At 66.8% G+C, this 14,942-nt stretch carries 12 protein-coding genes and 5 tRNA genes; 5 read left to right on the forward strand and 12 right to left on the reverse strand.

Going from position 1 to position 14,942, the window contains the following annotated elements:
• Nucleotides 1-136: 136 nt before the first annotated feature.
• From clpX to FHW78_RS03525, 8 genes are all read right to left on the reverse strand, one after another.
• Nucleotides 137-1,420: an ATP-dependent Clp protease ATP-binding subunit ClpX gene (gene clpX, locus FHW78_RS03490; protein WP_183637721.1), complete on the reverse strand. Its 1,284-nt coding sequence runs from the start codon at nucleotides 1,418-1,420 to the stop codon at nucleotides 137-139.
• Nucleotides 1,421-1,546: 126 nt separating this feature from the next.
• Nucleotides 1,547-2,173 carry an ATP-dependent Clp endopeptidase proteolytic subunit ClpP gene (clpP, locus tag FHW78_RS03495; protein WP_183637724.1) on the reverse strand — a complete coding sequence of 209 codons (627 nt, stop codon included), beginning with the start codon at nucleotides 2,171-2,173 and terminating at the stop codon, nucleotides 1,547-1,549.
• Nucleotides 2,174-2,267: 94 nt separating this feature from the next.
• A complete protein-coding gene (tig, locus tag FHW78_RS03500; protein WP_183637727.1) occupies nucleotides 2,268-3,560 on the reverse strand; it encodes a trigger factor in 1,293 nt (430 codons plus the stop codon).
• Nucleotides 3,561-3,782: 222 nt separating this feature from the next.
• Nucleotides 3,783-3,868, reverse strand: a tRNA-Leu gene (locus FHW78_RS03505).
• An 87-nt stretch (nucleotides 3,869-3,955) separates the two neighbouring features.
• Nucleotides 3,956-4,031, reverse strand: a tRNA-Lys gene (locus tag FHW78_RS03510).
• A gap of 74 nt (nucleotides 4,032-4,105) precedes the next feature.
• Nucleotides 4,106-4,182, reverse strand: a tRNA-His gene (locus tag FHW78_RS03515).
• Between the two features lie 44 nt (nucleotides 4,183-4,226).
• A tRNA-Arg gene (locus tag FHW78_RS03520) sits at nucleotides 4,227-4,303 on the reverse strand.
• A gap of 43 nt (nucleotides 4,304-4,346) precedes the next feature.
• A tRNA-Pro gene (locus FHW78_RS03525) sits at nucleotides 4,347-4,423 on the reverse strand.
• Between the two features lie 150 nt (nucleotides 4,424-4,573).
• On the opposite strand from FHW78_RS03525, the gene FHW78_RS03530 reads away from it, so the two are divergent.
• Nucleotides 4,574-5,338, forward strand: coding sequence for a Bax inhibitor-1/YccA family protein (locus FHW78_RS03530; RefSeq protein ID WP_183637730.1), 765 nt, complete (start codon nucleotides 4,574-4,576; stop codon nucleotides 5,336-5,338).
• 78 nt (nucleotides 5,339-5,416) lie between these two features.
• Here the strand turns inward: FHW78_RS03530 and FHW78_RS03535 are convergent, their stop codons facing one another.
• The 4 genes from FHW78_RS03535 to grxC form a co-directional block, all read right to left on the reverse strand.
• Nucleotides 5,417-6,736: a Na+/H+ antiporter NhaC family protein gene (locus FHW78_RS03535; protein ID WP_183637733.1), complete on the reverse strand. Its 1,320-nt coding sequence runs from the start codon at nucleotides 6,734-6,736 to the stop codon at nucleotides 5,417-5,419.
• Between the two features lie 153 nt (nucleotides 6,737-6,889).
• Nucleotides 6,890-7,897 (reverse strand): isocitrate dehydrogenase, encoded by a 1,008-nt coding sequence (locus FHW78_RS03540; RefSeq protein WP_183637735.1) that lies wholly within the window; start codon nucleotides 7,895-7,897, stop codon nucleotides 6,890-6,892.
• Between the two features lie 194 nt (nucleotides 7,898-8,091).
• Nucleotides 8,092-8,481, reverse strand: coding sequence for a carboxymuconolactone decarboxylase family protein (locus tag FHW78_RS03545; protein WP_183637738.1), 390 nt, complete (start codon nucleotides 8,479-8,481; stop codon nucleotides 8,092-8,094).
• Nucleotides 8,478-8,762, reverse strand: a complete 285-nt coding sequence (grxC, locus tag FHW78_RS03550; RefSeq protein ID WP_221188916.1) for a glutaredoxin 3 — start codon at nucleotides 8,760-8,762, stop codon at nucleotides 8,478-8,480. The genes FHW78_RS03545 and grxC overlap by 4 nt, the downstream gene beginning before the upstream one ends.
• A 199-nt stretch (nucleotides 8,763-8,961) precedes the next feature.
• On the opposite strand from grxC, the gene FHW78_RS03555 reads away from it, so the two are divergent.
• The 4 genes from FHW78_RS03555 (at nucleotide 8,962) to ppk1 (ending at nucleotide 14,940) form a co-directional block, all read left to right on the forward strand.
• Nucleotides 8,962-10,605, forward strand: a complete 1,644-nt coding sequence (locus FHW78_RS03555; RefSeq protein ID WP_225562447.1) for a M48 family metalloprotease — start codon at nucleotides 8,962-8,964, stop codon at nucleotides 10,603-10,605.
• A gap of 128 nt (nucleotides 10,606-10,733) precedes the next feature.
• Nucleotides 10,734-11,423, forward strand: coding sequence for a phosphate regulon transcriptional regulator PhoB (gene phoB / locus FHW78_RS03560; protein ID WP_141456251.1), 690 nt, complete (start codon nucleotides 10,734-10,736; stop codon nucleotides 11,421-11,423).
• A gap of 89 nt (nucleotides 11,424-11,512) precedes the next feature.
• Entirely contained in the window at nucleotides 11,513-12,853 is a 1,341-nt protein-coding gene (phoR, locus tag FHW78_RS03565; protein WP_183637744.1) for a phosphate regulon sensor histidine kinase PhoR, read from the forward strand.
• The gene (gene ppk1 / locus FHW78_RS03570) at nucleotides 12,850-14,940 is read left to right on the forward strand and encodes a polyphosphate kinase 1 (RefSeq protein ID WP_183637747.1); all 2,091 of its coding nucleotides are present in this window, start codon (nucleotides 12,850-12,852) and stop codon (nucleotides 14,938-14,940) included. The genes phoR and ppk1 overlap by 4 nt, the downstream gene beginning before the upstream one ends.
• Nucleotides 14,941-14,942 lie beyond the last annotated feature (2 nt).

A 14,942-nucleotide genomic window follows, 5' to 3' on the forward strand; every position in this document is an offset into this window, starting at 1 on the left:
GGGGGCTCCAGCGGATGCGGAATTACGGAGGCCAAAAAGCCAATGGCCCCGTTATGGGGCCATTGTCGGGAGGATGCAAGTGCAACCTCTAAATGTTAATTGAATCAAATACTTGCGCCGTATGCTCGGCCTCGCTTCATTCCGCGGCGGCGACCTTCTGGGCCGGCGGATTCTGGTAGATCAGGTACGGCTCGGACTTGTGTTCGATGACCGATTCGTCCACCACCACCTTGCTCACGTTTTCCAGCGACGGCAGGTCGTACATGGTGTCCAGCAGGACCGACTCGACGATGGTGCGCAGGCCGCGCGCGCCGGTCTTGCGCTTGAGCGCCTTGCGGGCAATCGCCGACAGCGCGTCCGGGCGGAACTCCAGTTCCACGCCTTCCATGTCGAACAGCTTCTTGAACTGCTTGGTGATGGCGTTCTTGGGCTCGGTGAGGATCTTGACCAGGGCCGGCTCGTCCAGTTCCTCCAGGGTCGCGACCACCGGCAGGCGGCCGACGAACTCGGGGATCAGGCCGAACTTGATCAGATCTTCCGGCTCGACCTCGGACAGCAGCTTGCCGGTCTCGGTCTTGCGCTCGGCGCTGCGGACCTTGGCGCCGAAGCCAATCCCGCTGGCCTCGGTGGAGCGCTGCTGGATGATCTTGTCCAGGCCGGCGAACGCGCCGCCGCAGATGAACAGGATGTTCTTGGTGTCCACCTGCAGGAATTCCTGCTGCGGGTGCTTGCGGCCACCCTGCGGCGGCACGCTGGCGACGGTGCCTTCGATCAGCTTCAGCAGCGCCTGCTGCACGCCTTCGCCGGACACGTCGCGGGTGATCGACGGGTTTTCGCTCTTGCGCGAAATCTTGTCGATTTCATCGATGTAGACGATGCCCTGCTGCGCCTTCTCGACATCATAGTCGCACTTCTGCAGCAGCTTCTGGATGATGTTTTCCACGTCCTCGCCCACGTAACCGGCTTCGGTCAGGGTGGTGGCGTCGGCGATGGTGAACGGCACGTTGAGCAGGCGGGCCAGCGTCTCGGCCAGCAGGGTCTTGCCGGAACCGGTCGGGCCGGCCAGCAGGATGTTCGACTTGGCCAGTTCGACGTCGTCGTTCTTCTGTCGGCTCTCGATGCGCTTGTAGTGGTTGTAGACCGCCACCGCCAGGGTGCGCTTGGCGCGCTGCTGGCCGATCACGTACTGATCCAGGACTTCCAGGATCTCGCGCGGCTTGGGCAGGTGGCTGCGGGCGGACTGCGCCTTCTCCTCGAGTTCCTCGCGGATGATGTCGTTGCACAGCTCGACGCATTCATCGCAGATGAACACGCTGGGGCCCGCGATCAACTTGCGGACTTCATGCTGGCTCTTGCCGCAGAACGAGCAATACAGGATCTTGCTGCTGTCGCCGGTACGGCCCTGACGGTCTTCGCTCATGCTTCGATTACTCGGTCACCCTGCCCGCTAGGCGGACTCGGTCGGAGAATAGCACACGGCCCCGGCCTGTCAGCCGGGTCCGCGGAGGGGGTGGCAGGCGCGGCAAACAGGGTCCGCGCCCGGGGTTCACGCCGGCTGGATGGTCTCTTCAGGACGGCGTTCCAGCACCTGGTCGACCAGGCCATAGGCCTGCGCGTCGGAGGCGCTCTTGAAATTGTCGCGCTCGGTGTCGCGCTCGATGGTTTCCAGGGCCTGGCCGGTGTGCTTGGCCAGGATCTGGTTCAGGCGCGAACGCAGGGTCAGGATTTCACGGGCATGGATGTCGATGTCCGTGGCCTGGCCCTGGAAGCCGCCCAGCGGCTGGTGGATCATCACCCGCGAGTTGGGCAGCGCATAGCGCTTGCCCTTGGCGCCGGCGGCCAGCAGCAGCGCGCCCATGCTGGCGGCCTGGCCGATGCAGACGGTGCTGACGTCCGGCTTGATGTACTGCATGGTGTCGTAGATGGCCATGCCGGCGGTGACCACGCCGCCGGGCGAATTGATGTACAGGCTGATGTCCTTCTCGGGGTTCTCGGCCTCGAGGAACAGCATCTGCGCCACGATCACGTTGGCCACCTGGTCGTCCACGCCGCCGACCAGGAAGATCATGCGTTCCTTGAGCAGGCGCGAATAGATGTCGTAGGCGCGCTCGCCGCGGCTGGTCTGTTCGACCACCATCGGCACCAGGTTCAAGGCTTTGGTTTCAATGCTCATCGGCTTTTTCGCGCCCAAATTGTCGTGGAGGGGTCCGGCCTAGGATAGCCGGACCGGGACGGGCTGGGGTCTCATCGACCCCGGCGAACCGCCGTTAGTTCCGGATGGCTTCCTGGAAGCTCAGCGACTGCTCCGTGTGCTGGGCGCGCTCGGCGATCCAGTCGATCACCTGCTCTTCCATCACCCGCGACTGCAGTCCCCCCATCAATTGGGGATCGTTGCGGTACAACTCAATGACCTGCTCCGGTTCCTCGTAGGTGGAGGCGATCAGGCGCAGGGTCTCGTTCAGGCGCTTGGGATCCAGGCGCAGCTGGTTGCGGCGGGCGACCTCGCCCACCAGCAGGCCGACCAGGACGCGCTTGCGGGCCGCATCCATGAAGCCCTCATGGGCGTTCGGCGGGATCTGCACCTGCTGGCCGTTGCGGGCGGCCTGATCGGCGGTCTGCTGGACCATCGCGCGGGCCTCGTTCTCGACCAGGCGCGGCGGCATTTCCACGTGCGCCCAGGCGGCAATCAGCTGCTCGCCGACTTCCCGGCGCAGGCGGCCCATCAGGGCGCCCTTGAGCTCGCGCTCCAGGTTGCTGCGGATGTCGCGGCGGAACTGTTCGGCGTCACCGCTCTTCACGCCGAAGCTGCGGATGAAGTCCTTGTCGACTGCCGGCAGCACCGACTCGGCCACTTCGGTGACCTTCACGTAGACGTCGACCTGGCGGCCCGCCAGCTGCGGCACGCGCCAGTCGGCGGGGAACTGCACCTGGATCGTCTTCTCCTCGCCGGCGGCCAGGCCGATCAGGCCCTTCTCGATATCGGCGAACATCACGCCCGAGCCGATCAGGGTGGCGCCCTTTTCCGCGCCCTCGGCGGGCAGGCGTTCGTCACCGGCCTGCGACCAGGTTTCCAGTTCGACGCGATCGCCGTCCTTCGCACCGCGCTGCACCACTTCGAAGGTGCGGCGCTGCAGGCGCAGGTTCTCGACCATCTGGTCGATGTCGGCGTCGGCCACTTCGGCGGTGTGGCGGATGACGTTGAGCTTGGTCACGTCGATCTCGCCGAAATCCGGCACCACTTCGAAGGTCGCGATGAAATCCAGCTCACCCTCGCCGTTCTTCTCGATGCGGGGATTGCCGGCCAGTTGCAGATCGTTGTCGCGCACGGCGTTGTTGAAGGTCTCGCGCAGCAGGCCGTCGAGGGCCTCGGCGCGGACCTGCTGGCCGAAGCGCTGCTCGATCACCTTGGTGGGCACCTTGCCGGGACGGAAACCCTTGATGCGGGCGGTGCGCGCGATTTCGCGCAGGCGGCCACCGATGTGGGTATCCAGACGCTCAGCCGGCAGGCTGAAGGTCATGCGGCGTTCGAGGTTGCCGACCGATTCGACCGAAACTTGCATACTCACTGGCTCCTGCTGCCCGGGTCCCATGCCCGGGCATGATGTTGATGAATTCGGGTCGCCCGCGGACACGCGACGTGCCGACCGGCGGAACGGAATAGTTTCGCCTATTCCGGGCTTTCCTGCCAACCGCAGGCGCCGGGGAAGGGAATTTCGGGGCAATCCGGGGAAATGGCCGGGGCCCCGGATTCCGGGCCGGTCCCGGAAACGTCCGGAAGGACGTGGTGCGAAAGGAGGGACTCGAACCCTCACGGGGGTTACCCGCTGGAACCTAAATCCAGTGCGTCTACCAATTCCGCCACTTTCGCAGGTGCGCCGGCATTCTACCCAGCCGGGAAGGCCGACGGAGCATCCCGGAAAAGAAAACGCCCGACCTCGCGGTCGGGCGTTCTGTTTGGTGGGCCGTCAAGGATTCGAACCTTGGACCTATTGATTAAGAGTCAACTGCTCTACCAACTGAGCTAACGGCCCCAAAAACTGGACGCGTAGTGTAACCGCATCTTCTTTTTCTTACAAACCCCCGCTTGCGCGAAAGCCTTGCTGGGTGGGGTGGCTGAGGGGACTCGAACCCCCGACATCTGGAATCACAATCCAGTACTCTAACCAACTGAGCTACAGCCACCACTGAAACTTTTTTCTACCGCTTTGTCCGCCGCTTGCGCCGGATGGCGCGCCCGACAGGACTCGAACCTGTAACCGCCGGCTTAGAAGGCCGGTGCTCTATCCGGTTGAGCTACGGGCGCCCGGACCGGATTGTCGCATCCCTGTCGTCGGGACGAGCCAGACTGGTCGGGGTAGAGGGATTCGAACCCCCGACCCTCTGCTCCCAAAGCAGATGCGCTACCAGACTGCGCTATACCCCGACGAGGGCCCCGGCATCGGCGCCAGGCAGCGTCGACAAGGCCGTCTATTGTCGGAATCTGCCGGCTTCCTGTCAAACGCCGCGTCCGGTCACGGGCATCGGCTATGCTCCGCGGCTGGGGACAGAAGTCCGAATCAACCATGAGGGAACCATGATGCGCAGCGGCAATCCGGCTCTTAAGGAGTCCACCTTCCTCGACCTGGGCAGCGGCGCGGTGGTTTCGCGCGATGCCGGCGCGATGACCCTGAACGGCACGGTCAACCGGACCGGCATCCTGCTGCTGCTGTGCGTGCTGACCGCCACCTACACCTGGAACACGGCGCTCACCCCGACCGGCGAACTCGCGCCGGGGGCGATGCTGTACATCCTGGGGGGGCTCATCGGCGGCTTCGTGCTGGCCATGATCACCATCTTCAAGAAGACCTGGGCACCGGTCACCGCCCCGCTCTACGCGCTGGCCGAGGGCCTGTTCCTCGGCGCCATCTCGGCGATGTACGAGGTGAAGTTCAACGGCATCGTGCTGCAGGCGGTGCTGCTGACCTTCGGCACCCTGTTCGCGCTGCTGATGGCCTACCGCTCGGGCTGGATCAAGGCCACCGAGAACTTCAAGCTGGGCGTGGTCGCGGCCACCGGCGGCATCGCGCTGATCTACCTGGCCACGATCGTGCTGGGCTTCTTCAACATCAACATTCCCTACATCCACGACTCGGGTCTTATCGGCATCGCCTTCAGCCTGTTCGTGGTAGTGGTCGCGGCGCTGAACCTAGTGCTGGATTTCGATTTCATCGAGACCGGCGTGGAGCAGAACGCACCCAAGTATATGGAGTGGTACGCGGCGTTCGGCCTGATGGTCACCCTGATCTGGCTGTACATCGAGTTCCTGCGCCTGCTGTCCAAGCTGCAGTCGCGCAACTGAATCTCCAGGCCGGTAAAACAAGAAACGGGGCGCAAGGCGCCCCGTTTTCTTTTTGCTGCCCTGGATGCGACGTGCCGCTCAGCCGGTACCCGCCACGGCAGTTGAGCGGCGCGCGGGAAGCAGCATGAACACCACGGCCGCCGCGACCAGCAGCCAGCAATAGTGGACGCTGCCGGCCAGCGCCAGCGGCGAAACGGCCGCCAGCGACGATGCCAGCAGAATCTGCGCGCCATAAGGAAGCACGCCCTGCACCACGCAGGCGAAGATGTCGAGCAGGCTGGCCGAACGACGCGGCGTGATGCCGTGGCGCTCGGCGATGTCCTTGGCGAGACTGCCGGTGATGAGGATCGCCACGGTGTTGTTGGCGGTCAGGACATCGGTCCCGGCGGAGAGCGCGGCGATGCTGAATTCGCCGGAGCGCCGCCCGGTATGGCCGCGGGCGAAACGGGCAATCGTCCGCGCCAGCCAGTCCAGGCCCCCGCTCGCCTTCATCAGCGCCCCCAGTCCTCCGATCAGGATCGAAAGCAGGGTCACCTCCACCATGCTCTCGAATCCGGCGTAGATGTCTCCGGCAAGATCGACCGGCGTGTAGTCGCCGGCAAAGACGAAGCCGAAAACGCCGGAAAGCGCCAGGCCGATCGCCAGCACCACCACCACGTCCAGTCCAATCAGGGCGAGCACCAGCACCAGTACATAGGGCAGCACCAGCCAGGGCGACGCGCCGCCGGGCGCCTCCACCGGCGCCCCCTCTCCCAGGAACGCCAGCAGCACCGCGGTGGCCAGGGCGGCGGGTAACGCAATCTTGAAGTTCTCGCGGAACTTGTCGCGCATCTCCGCGCCCTGGCTGCGGGTCGCCGCGATCGTGGTATCCGAGATCACCGACAGGTTGTCGCCGAACATCGCACCACCGATGACCGCACCGACGACCAGCGTGCGATCCAGGCCGGCGGCGTCGGCGACGCCCAGCGCGATCGGCACAACGGCGGCGATCGTGCCCATCGACGTGCCGATGGCCAGCGACACGAATGAAGCCACCAGGAACAATCCGGGCAGGATCAGCGACGGCGGCAGCGCGCCCAGTCCCAGCGCAACCACCGCATCCACCGCGCCAATGGCCTTGGACACGGTGGCGAACGCGCCGGCCAGCAGGAAGATCAGGCACATCAGCATCACGTTGGCATCGCCCATGCCTCCCAGCAGCGTCGGCGAGGCCGCCACGCCGCGTCGATGGGCCAGCCACGCCCCCAGCGCCAGCGCCGGCAGGATCGCCACCGGCGCGCGCAACTGGTAGAAGCCCATGGCGTCGCCCTGGGACGTGTAGTAAAGGCCGGCGCCGAAGAACAGGGCCAGGAACAGCAGCAGCGGGGTCAGCGCGAGCGCGCTGGGGCGGACGGTCATCGTGGGCGGCGGAGGTGTGCGGGAAACCGGCGATTGTCCGGCTTGCCACGGCCCGGTCCAAGCCCCGCGGGCGGGACGAACGCAAACAAAAACGGGACGCTGGGCGCCCCGTTTCCGTGTTTCAGCCCGGTAAAACCCGGCGCCGCCGGGACATCAGACCCGGCTGGCGATCGCCTTGGCGAAGGACATCGTGGTGCCCTCGCCGCCCAGGTCCGGGGTCAGCGAATCCTTGGCTTCCAGGGTGGCGATGATCGCCGCGCGCAGGCGTTCGGCCTTGTCCGGCTGGCCGAGGTGGTCGAGCATCTGCGCCGCGCCCAGCAGCAGCGCGCACGGATTGGCGATGCCCTTGCCGGCGATGTCCGGGGCCGAGCCGTGGACCGCTTCGAAGATGGCCGCGTCGACGCCGATGTTGGCGCCCGGGGCCAGGCCCAGGCCGCCGACCAGGCCGGCGCACAGGTCGGAGATGATGTCGCCGAACAGGTTGGTGGTGACGATGATGTCGAACTGCTCCGGACGCATCACCAGCTGCATGCAGGTGTTGTCCACGATCATCTCGTTGCACTGGATGTCCGGGTACTGCGCGGCCACTTCGCGCGCGACCTTCAGGAACAGGCCCGAGGTGGTCTTGAGGATGTTGGCCTTGTGCACCACGGTGACCTTCTTGCGGCCGGTCTTGCGGGCCAGGTCGAAGGCGTAGCGGACGATGCGCTCGGAACCCTTGCGGGTGATCTTCTGGGTCAGCAGCGCGGTTTCGCCGTCCTCGGAGATGGACTGGCCTTCACCGATGTAGGCGCCTTCGGTGTTCTCGCGGACCGTGATCAGATCCACGCCGGAGGGGAAGCGCGACTTGGTGTTGGGGAACGACTTGGCCGGGCGGACATTCGCGTACAGGTCGAAATGGCGGCGCAGGGCCACGTTGATCGAGCTGAAGCCCTCGCCCACCGGCGTGGTCAGCGGGCTCTTCAGGGCCACGCCGTTCTTGCGGATCGAGTCCAGGGTCGCCTGCGGCAGCAGGTCGCCGTGCTTTTCCAGCGCGACCATGCCTGCATCGGCTTCCTCGTAGCTCAGGCCCACTTTCAGGGCTTCGAGCACGTGCAGGGTCGCGTCCATGATCTCCGGGCCGATACCGTCGCCGCGGATGACCGTAATCGTCTGGGTCATTTGCTTGGGATTCCGAACAGGGGCGCCGTGCGGGCCGGGAACCGGGATGCAGGCGCGGAGGGGGTTTCAAGTCCGCCAATTATGCCTGAACCCCCTGTACGGTCCCAAATCGACCATCGTCGGAGGAGCGGAAAACCGGCCCTGTCGCGCCGGTTCCGGCCAAGGCCGGCGCCGGCGCGGGGCCGATTCGCGGGTCAATCGTGGCCGTGCGCCGAAGGCGCGTCGGCCGCGCCGGCCTCCAGCTGATCCAGGAAATCCACCGCCCGGCGCAGGTGCGGGATGACGATGGAGCCGCCCACCACCAGCCCGACCGAGAAGGTCTCGAAGAACTCGTCGCGGCTGACGCCGGCGTCCTTGCACTGGGCCACGTGGTAGCTGATGCAGTCGTCGCAACGCAGCACCATCGACGCCACCAGCCCGAGCAGTTCCTTGGTCTTCACATCCAGCGCGCCGGGCTGGTAGGTCTGGGTATCCAGGGCGAAGAAGCGGCGGACGACCTGGTTCGGTTCGGCCAGGATGCGCTCGTTCATGCGCTGGCGAAATTCGGTGAATTCGCGCAGACGGTCCTTTTCACCGCCGCTCATGCGCCCTCTCCGGCCAGCAGCGGCTCCAGCTTGCCGGCCCGATGCAGGGCGATCATGTCGTCGTAGCCGCCGACGTGGGTCTCACCGATGAAGATCTGCGGCACGCTGGTGCGGCGCGCGCGGGCGATCATGCGTTCGCGCTCGTCCGGCTCCAGGTCGATGCGGACTTCCTTCCAGCTCTGGCCCTTGCTCTTGAGGAAGTTCTTCGCGGCCACGCAGTAAGGGCAGATCGCGGTCGTGTAGAGGGTGATGGCGGGGCCGCCGGTCTCGGTGTCGCTCAAGGAATCCTCCTGAATGGAACAACGCGTTCAAAGTCGGGTCTGAGGGCAATATGGGTGGCCGATGGCGCGCTTTCCAGCCGGCCGAGTGGAACAGTGCGGGCCGTGGGTCCGGTTAACCGCATGTTCACTCGCTGCCGGCGGCAAAGCGTCATCCTGCCGCTCGCAAGCCTGCCGCCATTGTCCGACAACGGAGTTCCGTTTGCGCCTTCCGCTGCTTTCCACCGCCCTCACCGTGCTCCTGGCCGCGCCTCTGGCGCAAGGGCAGGACGTGCGCCTGCCGGACATCGGTTCCTCCGCCGGCGAGGTGCTGAGCCCGGCGCGCCAGGCGGAGTACGGCGGAATGATGCTGCGTGAGCTGCGCAACTACGGCTACCTGCTGGAAGACCCGCTGCTGGACGACTGGCTGCAGAAGGTCGGCACCCGGCTGGGCGCGGAAAGCGACTCGCCGCGCCAGAGCTATACGTTCTTCCTGATGAAGGACCGGCAGATCAATGCGTTCGCCACGCTGGGCGGCTACATCGGCACCAACGCGGGCCTGATCCTGACCGCCGAGCGCGAGGACGAAGTCGCCGCGGTGCTGTCCCACGAAATCGCCCACGTCACCCAGCAGCACGTGCTGCGCGGCGTCGAGCGGGCCGAGCGCGATCAGATTCCGATCCTGCTCGGGATGCTGGGCGCGATCGTGCTGGCGCAGAGCGCCGGCGGCAATTCCAGCGGCGACGCCTCGATGGCGGCGGTCGCCAGCGGCATGGGCCTGATGCAGCAACGCCAGATCGACTACACCCGTTCCAACGAATCCGAGGCCGATCGGCTGGGCATCCGCACCCTGTCGCGCGCCGGCTACGACGTGGACGCCATGGCCGGCTTCTTCGCCCGCATGGCCCAGGCCACCCGCGCCAACCGCGGCACCGGCCGCGAGGCGTACCCGGACTACCTGATGACCCACCCGGTCACCACCACCCGGATCAGCGAGGCCAAGGAACGCGCCGAGCAGATGCGCAAGGACAACCTGACCCTGATCACCCGGGTTCCGGGCGGCGGCGAGCGGGTCGAACAGTTCGATCCCAAGCGCGTGGTCGCACCGGAAAAGGACAGCGACAATCCGCTGCTGCCCCTGTCCGTGCGCCTGCCGGGCGACCTGTTCAGCCGTGGCCCCACCGGTGACTTCGACTGGGCCCGGGAACGCCTGCGGGTGCTCAGCGCGACCACCGCCGACGGCGCCGCCCGCGACTACGAGACCATCCGCCGGGAATCCGGCAAGGGCCTGGACGATGCCCAGCGTTATGGCCTGGCCCTGGCCCACCTGGGATCGGGACGGCCGGAGGTGGCGTTGACCGAGTTGGCCCCGCTGCTGGCCGAGCATCCGGGCAACCTGTGGCTGGAACTGGCGACCGCCGAGGCCGAATCCCGCGCGGGCCGCACCGCGGCGGCCAACCAACGGCTCGCCCGCCTGCTCCAGCAGATGCCGAACAACCGCCCCATCGCGCTGACTTTCGCCCGCGTCCTCAACGAGCAGGGGGGCGCCGAAGCTGGCCGGCACGCCCAGGCGGTGCTGCGTCCGCTGCTGTCCCGGGCCGGCAACGACCCGGTGTTCCAGCAGGAATTCGGCCGGGCCAACGAGCTGGCCGGCGACCCGGTCCGCGCCGGCGAAGCCTTCGCCGAGGCGGCCTTCCTCAATGGGCGGCCTGAACAGGCGCTCATCCAGTTGCAGAATCTCAAGAAGCGCAGCGATCTGGACTACTACGCCCGCGCCCGCATCGACGCCCGCATCTCCGTCATCACCCCGCAGGTGCTCGAACTGCGGCGCCAGGGCGTGCGCGACCCGGACATCGAACGCCGCTAGCCCGGCCGCCGGGGCTCCCGGCGGCGACCAGCGGCCCCGACTGTCATATGACGGGCGCGCGGCATGTCATGTTTCCGTCATAAAATTGTCGTCTACTGGTGCGGTACCCCACAGACGACGGTAATCGCGTGCAGAAGCACATCCTGATCGTTGACGACGAGCCGGCCATCCGCGACATGGTCGCCTTCGCCCTGCGCAAGGGCGATTACGAACCCGTGCATGCGGGTGACGCCCGCGAGGCCCAGAACGCCATCGCCGACCGGGTGCCGGACCTCATCCTGCTGGACTGGATGCTGCCCGGCACCAGCGGCCTGGAGCTGGCGCGCCGCTGGCGCAAGGACGCGATGACCCGCGACGTCCCCATCATCATGCTCACCGCCCGCGGCGAGGAGAATGATCGGGTCGGCGGCCTGGAAGCCGGCGTCGACGACTACGTGGTCAAGCCGTTCTCGGCACGCGAACTGCTGGCGCGCATCCGGGCGGTCATGCGCCGCTCCCGCGAGGACGACGAGGACGGCAGCGTCGGCATCGGCCCGCTGCGCATAGACGGCGCCGCCCACCGGGTGTTCGCCGGCGATACCCCGGTGCCGATCGGCCCGACCGAGTATCGCCTGCTGCATTTCTTCATGACCCACCCCGAGCGGGTCTATTCGCGCACGCAGCTGCTCGACCACGTCTGGGGCGGCAGCGTGTACGTGGAGGAGCGCACGGTGGACGTGCACATCCGCCGCCTGCGCAAGACCCTGGAACCGCACGGCCTGGAGAACATGGTGCAGACCGTGCGTGGTTCCGGCTACCGGTTCTCGGCGTCGGTCTAGGCGCGGGATTCGGCTTGGGGGATTCTGGATTCGATGTTTCCCCCGCCTGCTCCCGCTGGCTGTCATAAATAACTGCCTACAATCGGCCCATGCCCCAATACATACGCTCCGCCTGGTTCAAGACGCTCGGTCAACTGGCGGGTGTGCTGGCCCTGGCGGTGGTCATTGGATTGCTGATTGGCCACGTCTGGCCGGTCGTCACCCTGGCCGCGCTGGGCGTGGTGGCCTGGCATTACTGGCGATTGCGCAAGGTGCTGGTGCGGCTGACCGCGCGCCAGCGACTGGAGCCCGCGCGCGGCAACGGCGTCTGGAACGAACTGGATCGGCTGCTGTTCCGCGGCCATGCGGAAATGCGCGCGCGCAAGCGCCGGCTGCTGGACATGCTGCGTGCCTACCGCGCCGCCGCCGCGGCGTTGCCGGACGCGGTGGTGGTGGTGGAACGCAACAACCAGCGCGTGCAATGGTTCAACAAGGCCGCCACCAGCCTGCTGGGGCTGCAGTATCCGACCGACATCGGCGCGCCGATCGGCGATCGCCTGCAACCGCTGCCGATGTCGCACTGGCTGGCCGCCGGCCGCAATGCCGAGCCGATGCTGGATGCCGCCTCGCCGGTGGATCCGCAATTGCGCCTCAACCTGCGCCTGATTCCCTATTCCGACCAGTACTGGCTGCTGGTCGCGCGCGACGTCAGCAAGATGCTGCGGCTGGAACAGATGCGCCGCGACTTCGTCGCCAACGTCTCCCATGAGTTGCGCACGCCGCTGACCGTGGTCCACGGCTATCTCGACATGCTGGACCCGCAGGACTTCCCGGAATGGGCGCCGATGCTGGCGGAAATGCAGAAACAGTCCCAGCGCATGACCCAGCTGGTCGAGGATCTGCTGACCCTGTCGCGGCTGGAGGCGCAGGACAGTCTGCCGGACGAAAGCGTGGCGATGGCGCCGATGCTGGCGACCCTGCGCCGCGAGGCCGAGGCGCTCAGCCACAAGCGCCACATCGTGGTGGTGGAAGACGAAGCCGGCGTGGATCTGTGGGGATCGAACAAGGAGCTGCACAGCGCATTCTCCAACCTGGTCAGCAACGCCGTCCGCTACACCCCCGCCGGCGGCACCATCACCGTGCGCTTCGTGCGCGAGGGCGACGGTGCCATGCTGAGCGTGCGCGACACCGGCTACGGCATTCCGGCCGCGCACCTGCCGCGCATCACCGAGCGTTTCTACCGCGTGTCCACCAGCCGCTCGCGCGAAAGCGGCGGCACCGGCCTGGGCCTGTCGATCGTCAAGCACGTGCTGAACCTGCACCAGGCGCGGCTGGACATCCAGAGCGAGGTCGGCCACGGTAGCGTGTTCTCGGTGCACTTCGGCGGCGAGCGCGTGCATCCGCGCGCTCCCGCCCCCTCCCCTTCCCTGCCCCACGGCCAGATCGCATGAACGCCGCCATCGACACGACGCCAGACCATCTGAGCAACGAAGACGCCCTGCGCGATCCCTCGCTCTACCTCAATCGCGAACTGTCGCAACTGGATTTCAACTTCCGCGTGCTGGCGCAGGCGCAGGATCCGCAAGTGCCGCTGCTGGAGCGGCTGCGCTTCCTGTGCATCTCGTGCACCAACCTGGACGAATTCTTCGAGATCCGCGCGGCCACCGTCCGCCATGCGCAGGACTTCGGCCTGCCGCCGGGCGCCGACGGGATGAGCCCCACCGTCGCGCTCAACCGCATCCACGATCGCGCCGCGGAACTGGTGGATGCGCAGTACAAGTGCTGGAACGAGGTGCTGCGGCCGGCGCTGAACGAAGCCGGCGTGCGGGTGTTCGGACGCGGCGCCTGGAGCGCGCGGCAGACGCGCTGGCTGCGCGCCTATTTCCGCAACGAGATCATGCCGGTGCTGTCGCCGCTGGGCCTGGACCCGGCGCACCCGTTCCCGAAGATCCTCAACAAGTCCCTCAACATCGTGGTGGTGCTGAAGGGCAAGGACGCGTTCGGTCGTGCCGGCCACCTGGCGATCGTGCGCGCGCCGCGCTCGCTGCCGCGCATCATCCACCTGCCCTCGCGCGTGTCCGGCGGCGAGAACGACTTCGTGCTGCTGTCCTCGGTGCTCTCGGCGTTCGTCGACGAACTGTTCCCGGGCATGGAGGTCAAGGGTTCCTACCAGTTCCGCGTCACCCGCAACTCCGAAGTGGTTGTCGACGAGGAGGAAGTGGAGAACCTGGCGCTGGCGCTGCGCGACGAACTGATCGGCCGTGGCTACCGGCCGGCAGTACGGCTGGAAATCGCCCAGGACTGCCCGAAGCCGATCATCCGCACCCTGCTGCAGAATTTCGCCCTGCCCGACAACGCGGTCTACCTGATCGACGGGCCGGTCAATCTCAACCGGGTCATCCAGGTGTACGACCTGGTGCAGCGCCCGGAACTCAAGTACCCCGTCTTCACCCCGCGCACCCTGCGCGACAGCGACGCCATCTTCGACAAGGTCGATGACGGCGACGTGCTGCTGCACCATCCCTTCGACGCGTTCACCCCGGTGCTGGAACTGCTGAAGCAGGCGGCGGTGGATCCGAACGTACTGGCAATCAAGCAGACCCTGTACCGCACCGGCAAGGACTCGGCGATCGTCGATGCGCTGGTGCAGGCGGCGCGCAACGGCAAGGACGTCACCGTGGTGGTGGAACTGCGCGCGCGCTTCGACGAGGACGCCAACCTGGGCGTGGCCGATCGCCTGCAGGAAGCCGGCGTGCAGGTGGTGTATGGCGTGGTCGGCTACAAGACCCACGCCAAGATGCTGCTGATCGTGCGCCGCGAGGGCAAGAAGCTGCGCCGTTATGTGCACCTGGGCACCGGCAACTACCACAGCGGCACCGCCCGCGCCTACACCGACCTGGGCTTGATCACCGCCGACGCCGACATCGGCAACGACGTGCACCTGCTGTTCCAGCAGTTGTCCGGCCTGGCCCCGTCGACCAAGCTCAAGCGCCTGCTGCAATCCCCGTTCACTCTGCATGCCGGGCTCATCCGCAAGATCGAGCGCGAGGCGAAGCTGGCCAAGGCCGGCAAGCCGGCTCGCATCATCGCCAAGATCAACGCGCTCAACGAGCCGCGCCTGATCCGCGCGCTGTACGCGGCCTCGCAGGCGGGCGTGCGCATCGACCTGATCGTGCGTGGCGCCTGCGCCCTGCGGCCGGGCGTGCCGGGGATTTCCGAGAACATCCACGTGCGCTCGATTGTCGGACGCTTCCTGGAACACAGCCGGGTCTACTGGTTCGGCAACGACGGCAACCCCGAGCTTTACTGCGCCAGCGCGGACTGGCTGGAGCGCAACCTGCTGCACCGGGTCGAGACCTGCTTCCCGATCCTGGATCCGGAGCTGGCCAGGCGGGTGTTCCGCGACGGCCTGCAGAACTATCTGGACGACAACCAGAACGCCTGGGCGCTGGACGCCGACGGCAATTACCGCAAGGTCGCGCCGGCCGAGGGCGAAGCACCGCATTCGGCGCAGGCGACCCTGCTGGCCGGGGTCTGAGG

The sequence above is a fragment of the Pseudoxanthomonas sp. OG2 genome, assembly GCF_014192765.1.
GTDB classification, from domain to species: Bacteria; Pseudomonadota; Gammaproteobacteria; order Xanthomonadales; family Xanthomonadaceae; genus Pseudoxanthomonas_A; species Pseudoxanthomonas_A beigongshangi.

Coding starts and splice junctions, on each gene's coding strand:
- tig (WP_183637727.1), bottom strand. CDS start 3,560: ATGCAAGTTTCGGTCGAATCGGTCGGCAACCTCGAACGCCGCATGACC.
- clpX (WP_183637721.1), bottom strand. CDS start 1,420: ATGAGCGAAGACCGTCAGGGCCGTACCGGCGACAGCAGCAAGATCCTG.
- FHW78_RS03535 (WP_183637733.1), bottom strand. CDS start 6,736: ATGACCGTCCGCCCCAGCGCGCTCGCGCTGACCCCGCTGCTGCTGTTC.
- clpP (WP_183637724.1), bottom strand. CDS start 2,173: ATGAGCATTGAAACCAAAGCCTTGAACCTGGTGCCGATGGTGGTCGAA.
- phoR (WP_183637744.1), top strand. CDS start 11,513: ATGCCCCAATACATACGCTCCGCCTGGTTCAAGACGCTCGGTCAACTG.
- FHW78_RS03530 (WP_183637730.1), top strand. CDS start 4,574: ATGATGCGCAGCGGCAATCCGGCTCTTAAGGAGTCCACCTTCCTCGAC.
- ppk1 (WP_183637747.1), top strand. CDS start 12,850: ATGAACGCCGCCATCGACACGACGCCAGACCATCTGAGCAACGAAGAC.
- FHW78_RS03545 (WP_183637738.1), bottom strand. CDS start 8,481: ATGAGCGGCGGTGAAAAGGACCGTCTGCGCGAATTCACCGAATTTCGC.
- FHW78_RS03540 (WP_183637735.1), bottom strand. CDS start 7,897: ATGACCCAGACGATTACGGTCATCCGCGGCGACGGTATCGGCCCGGAG.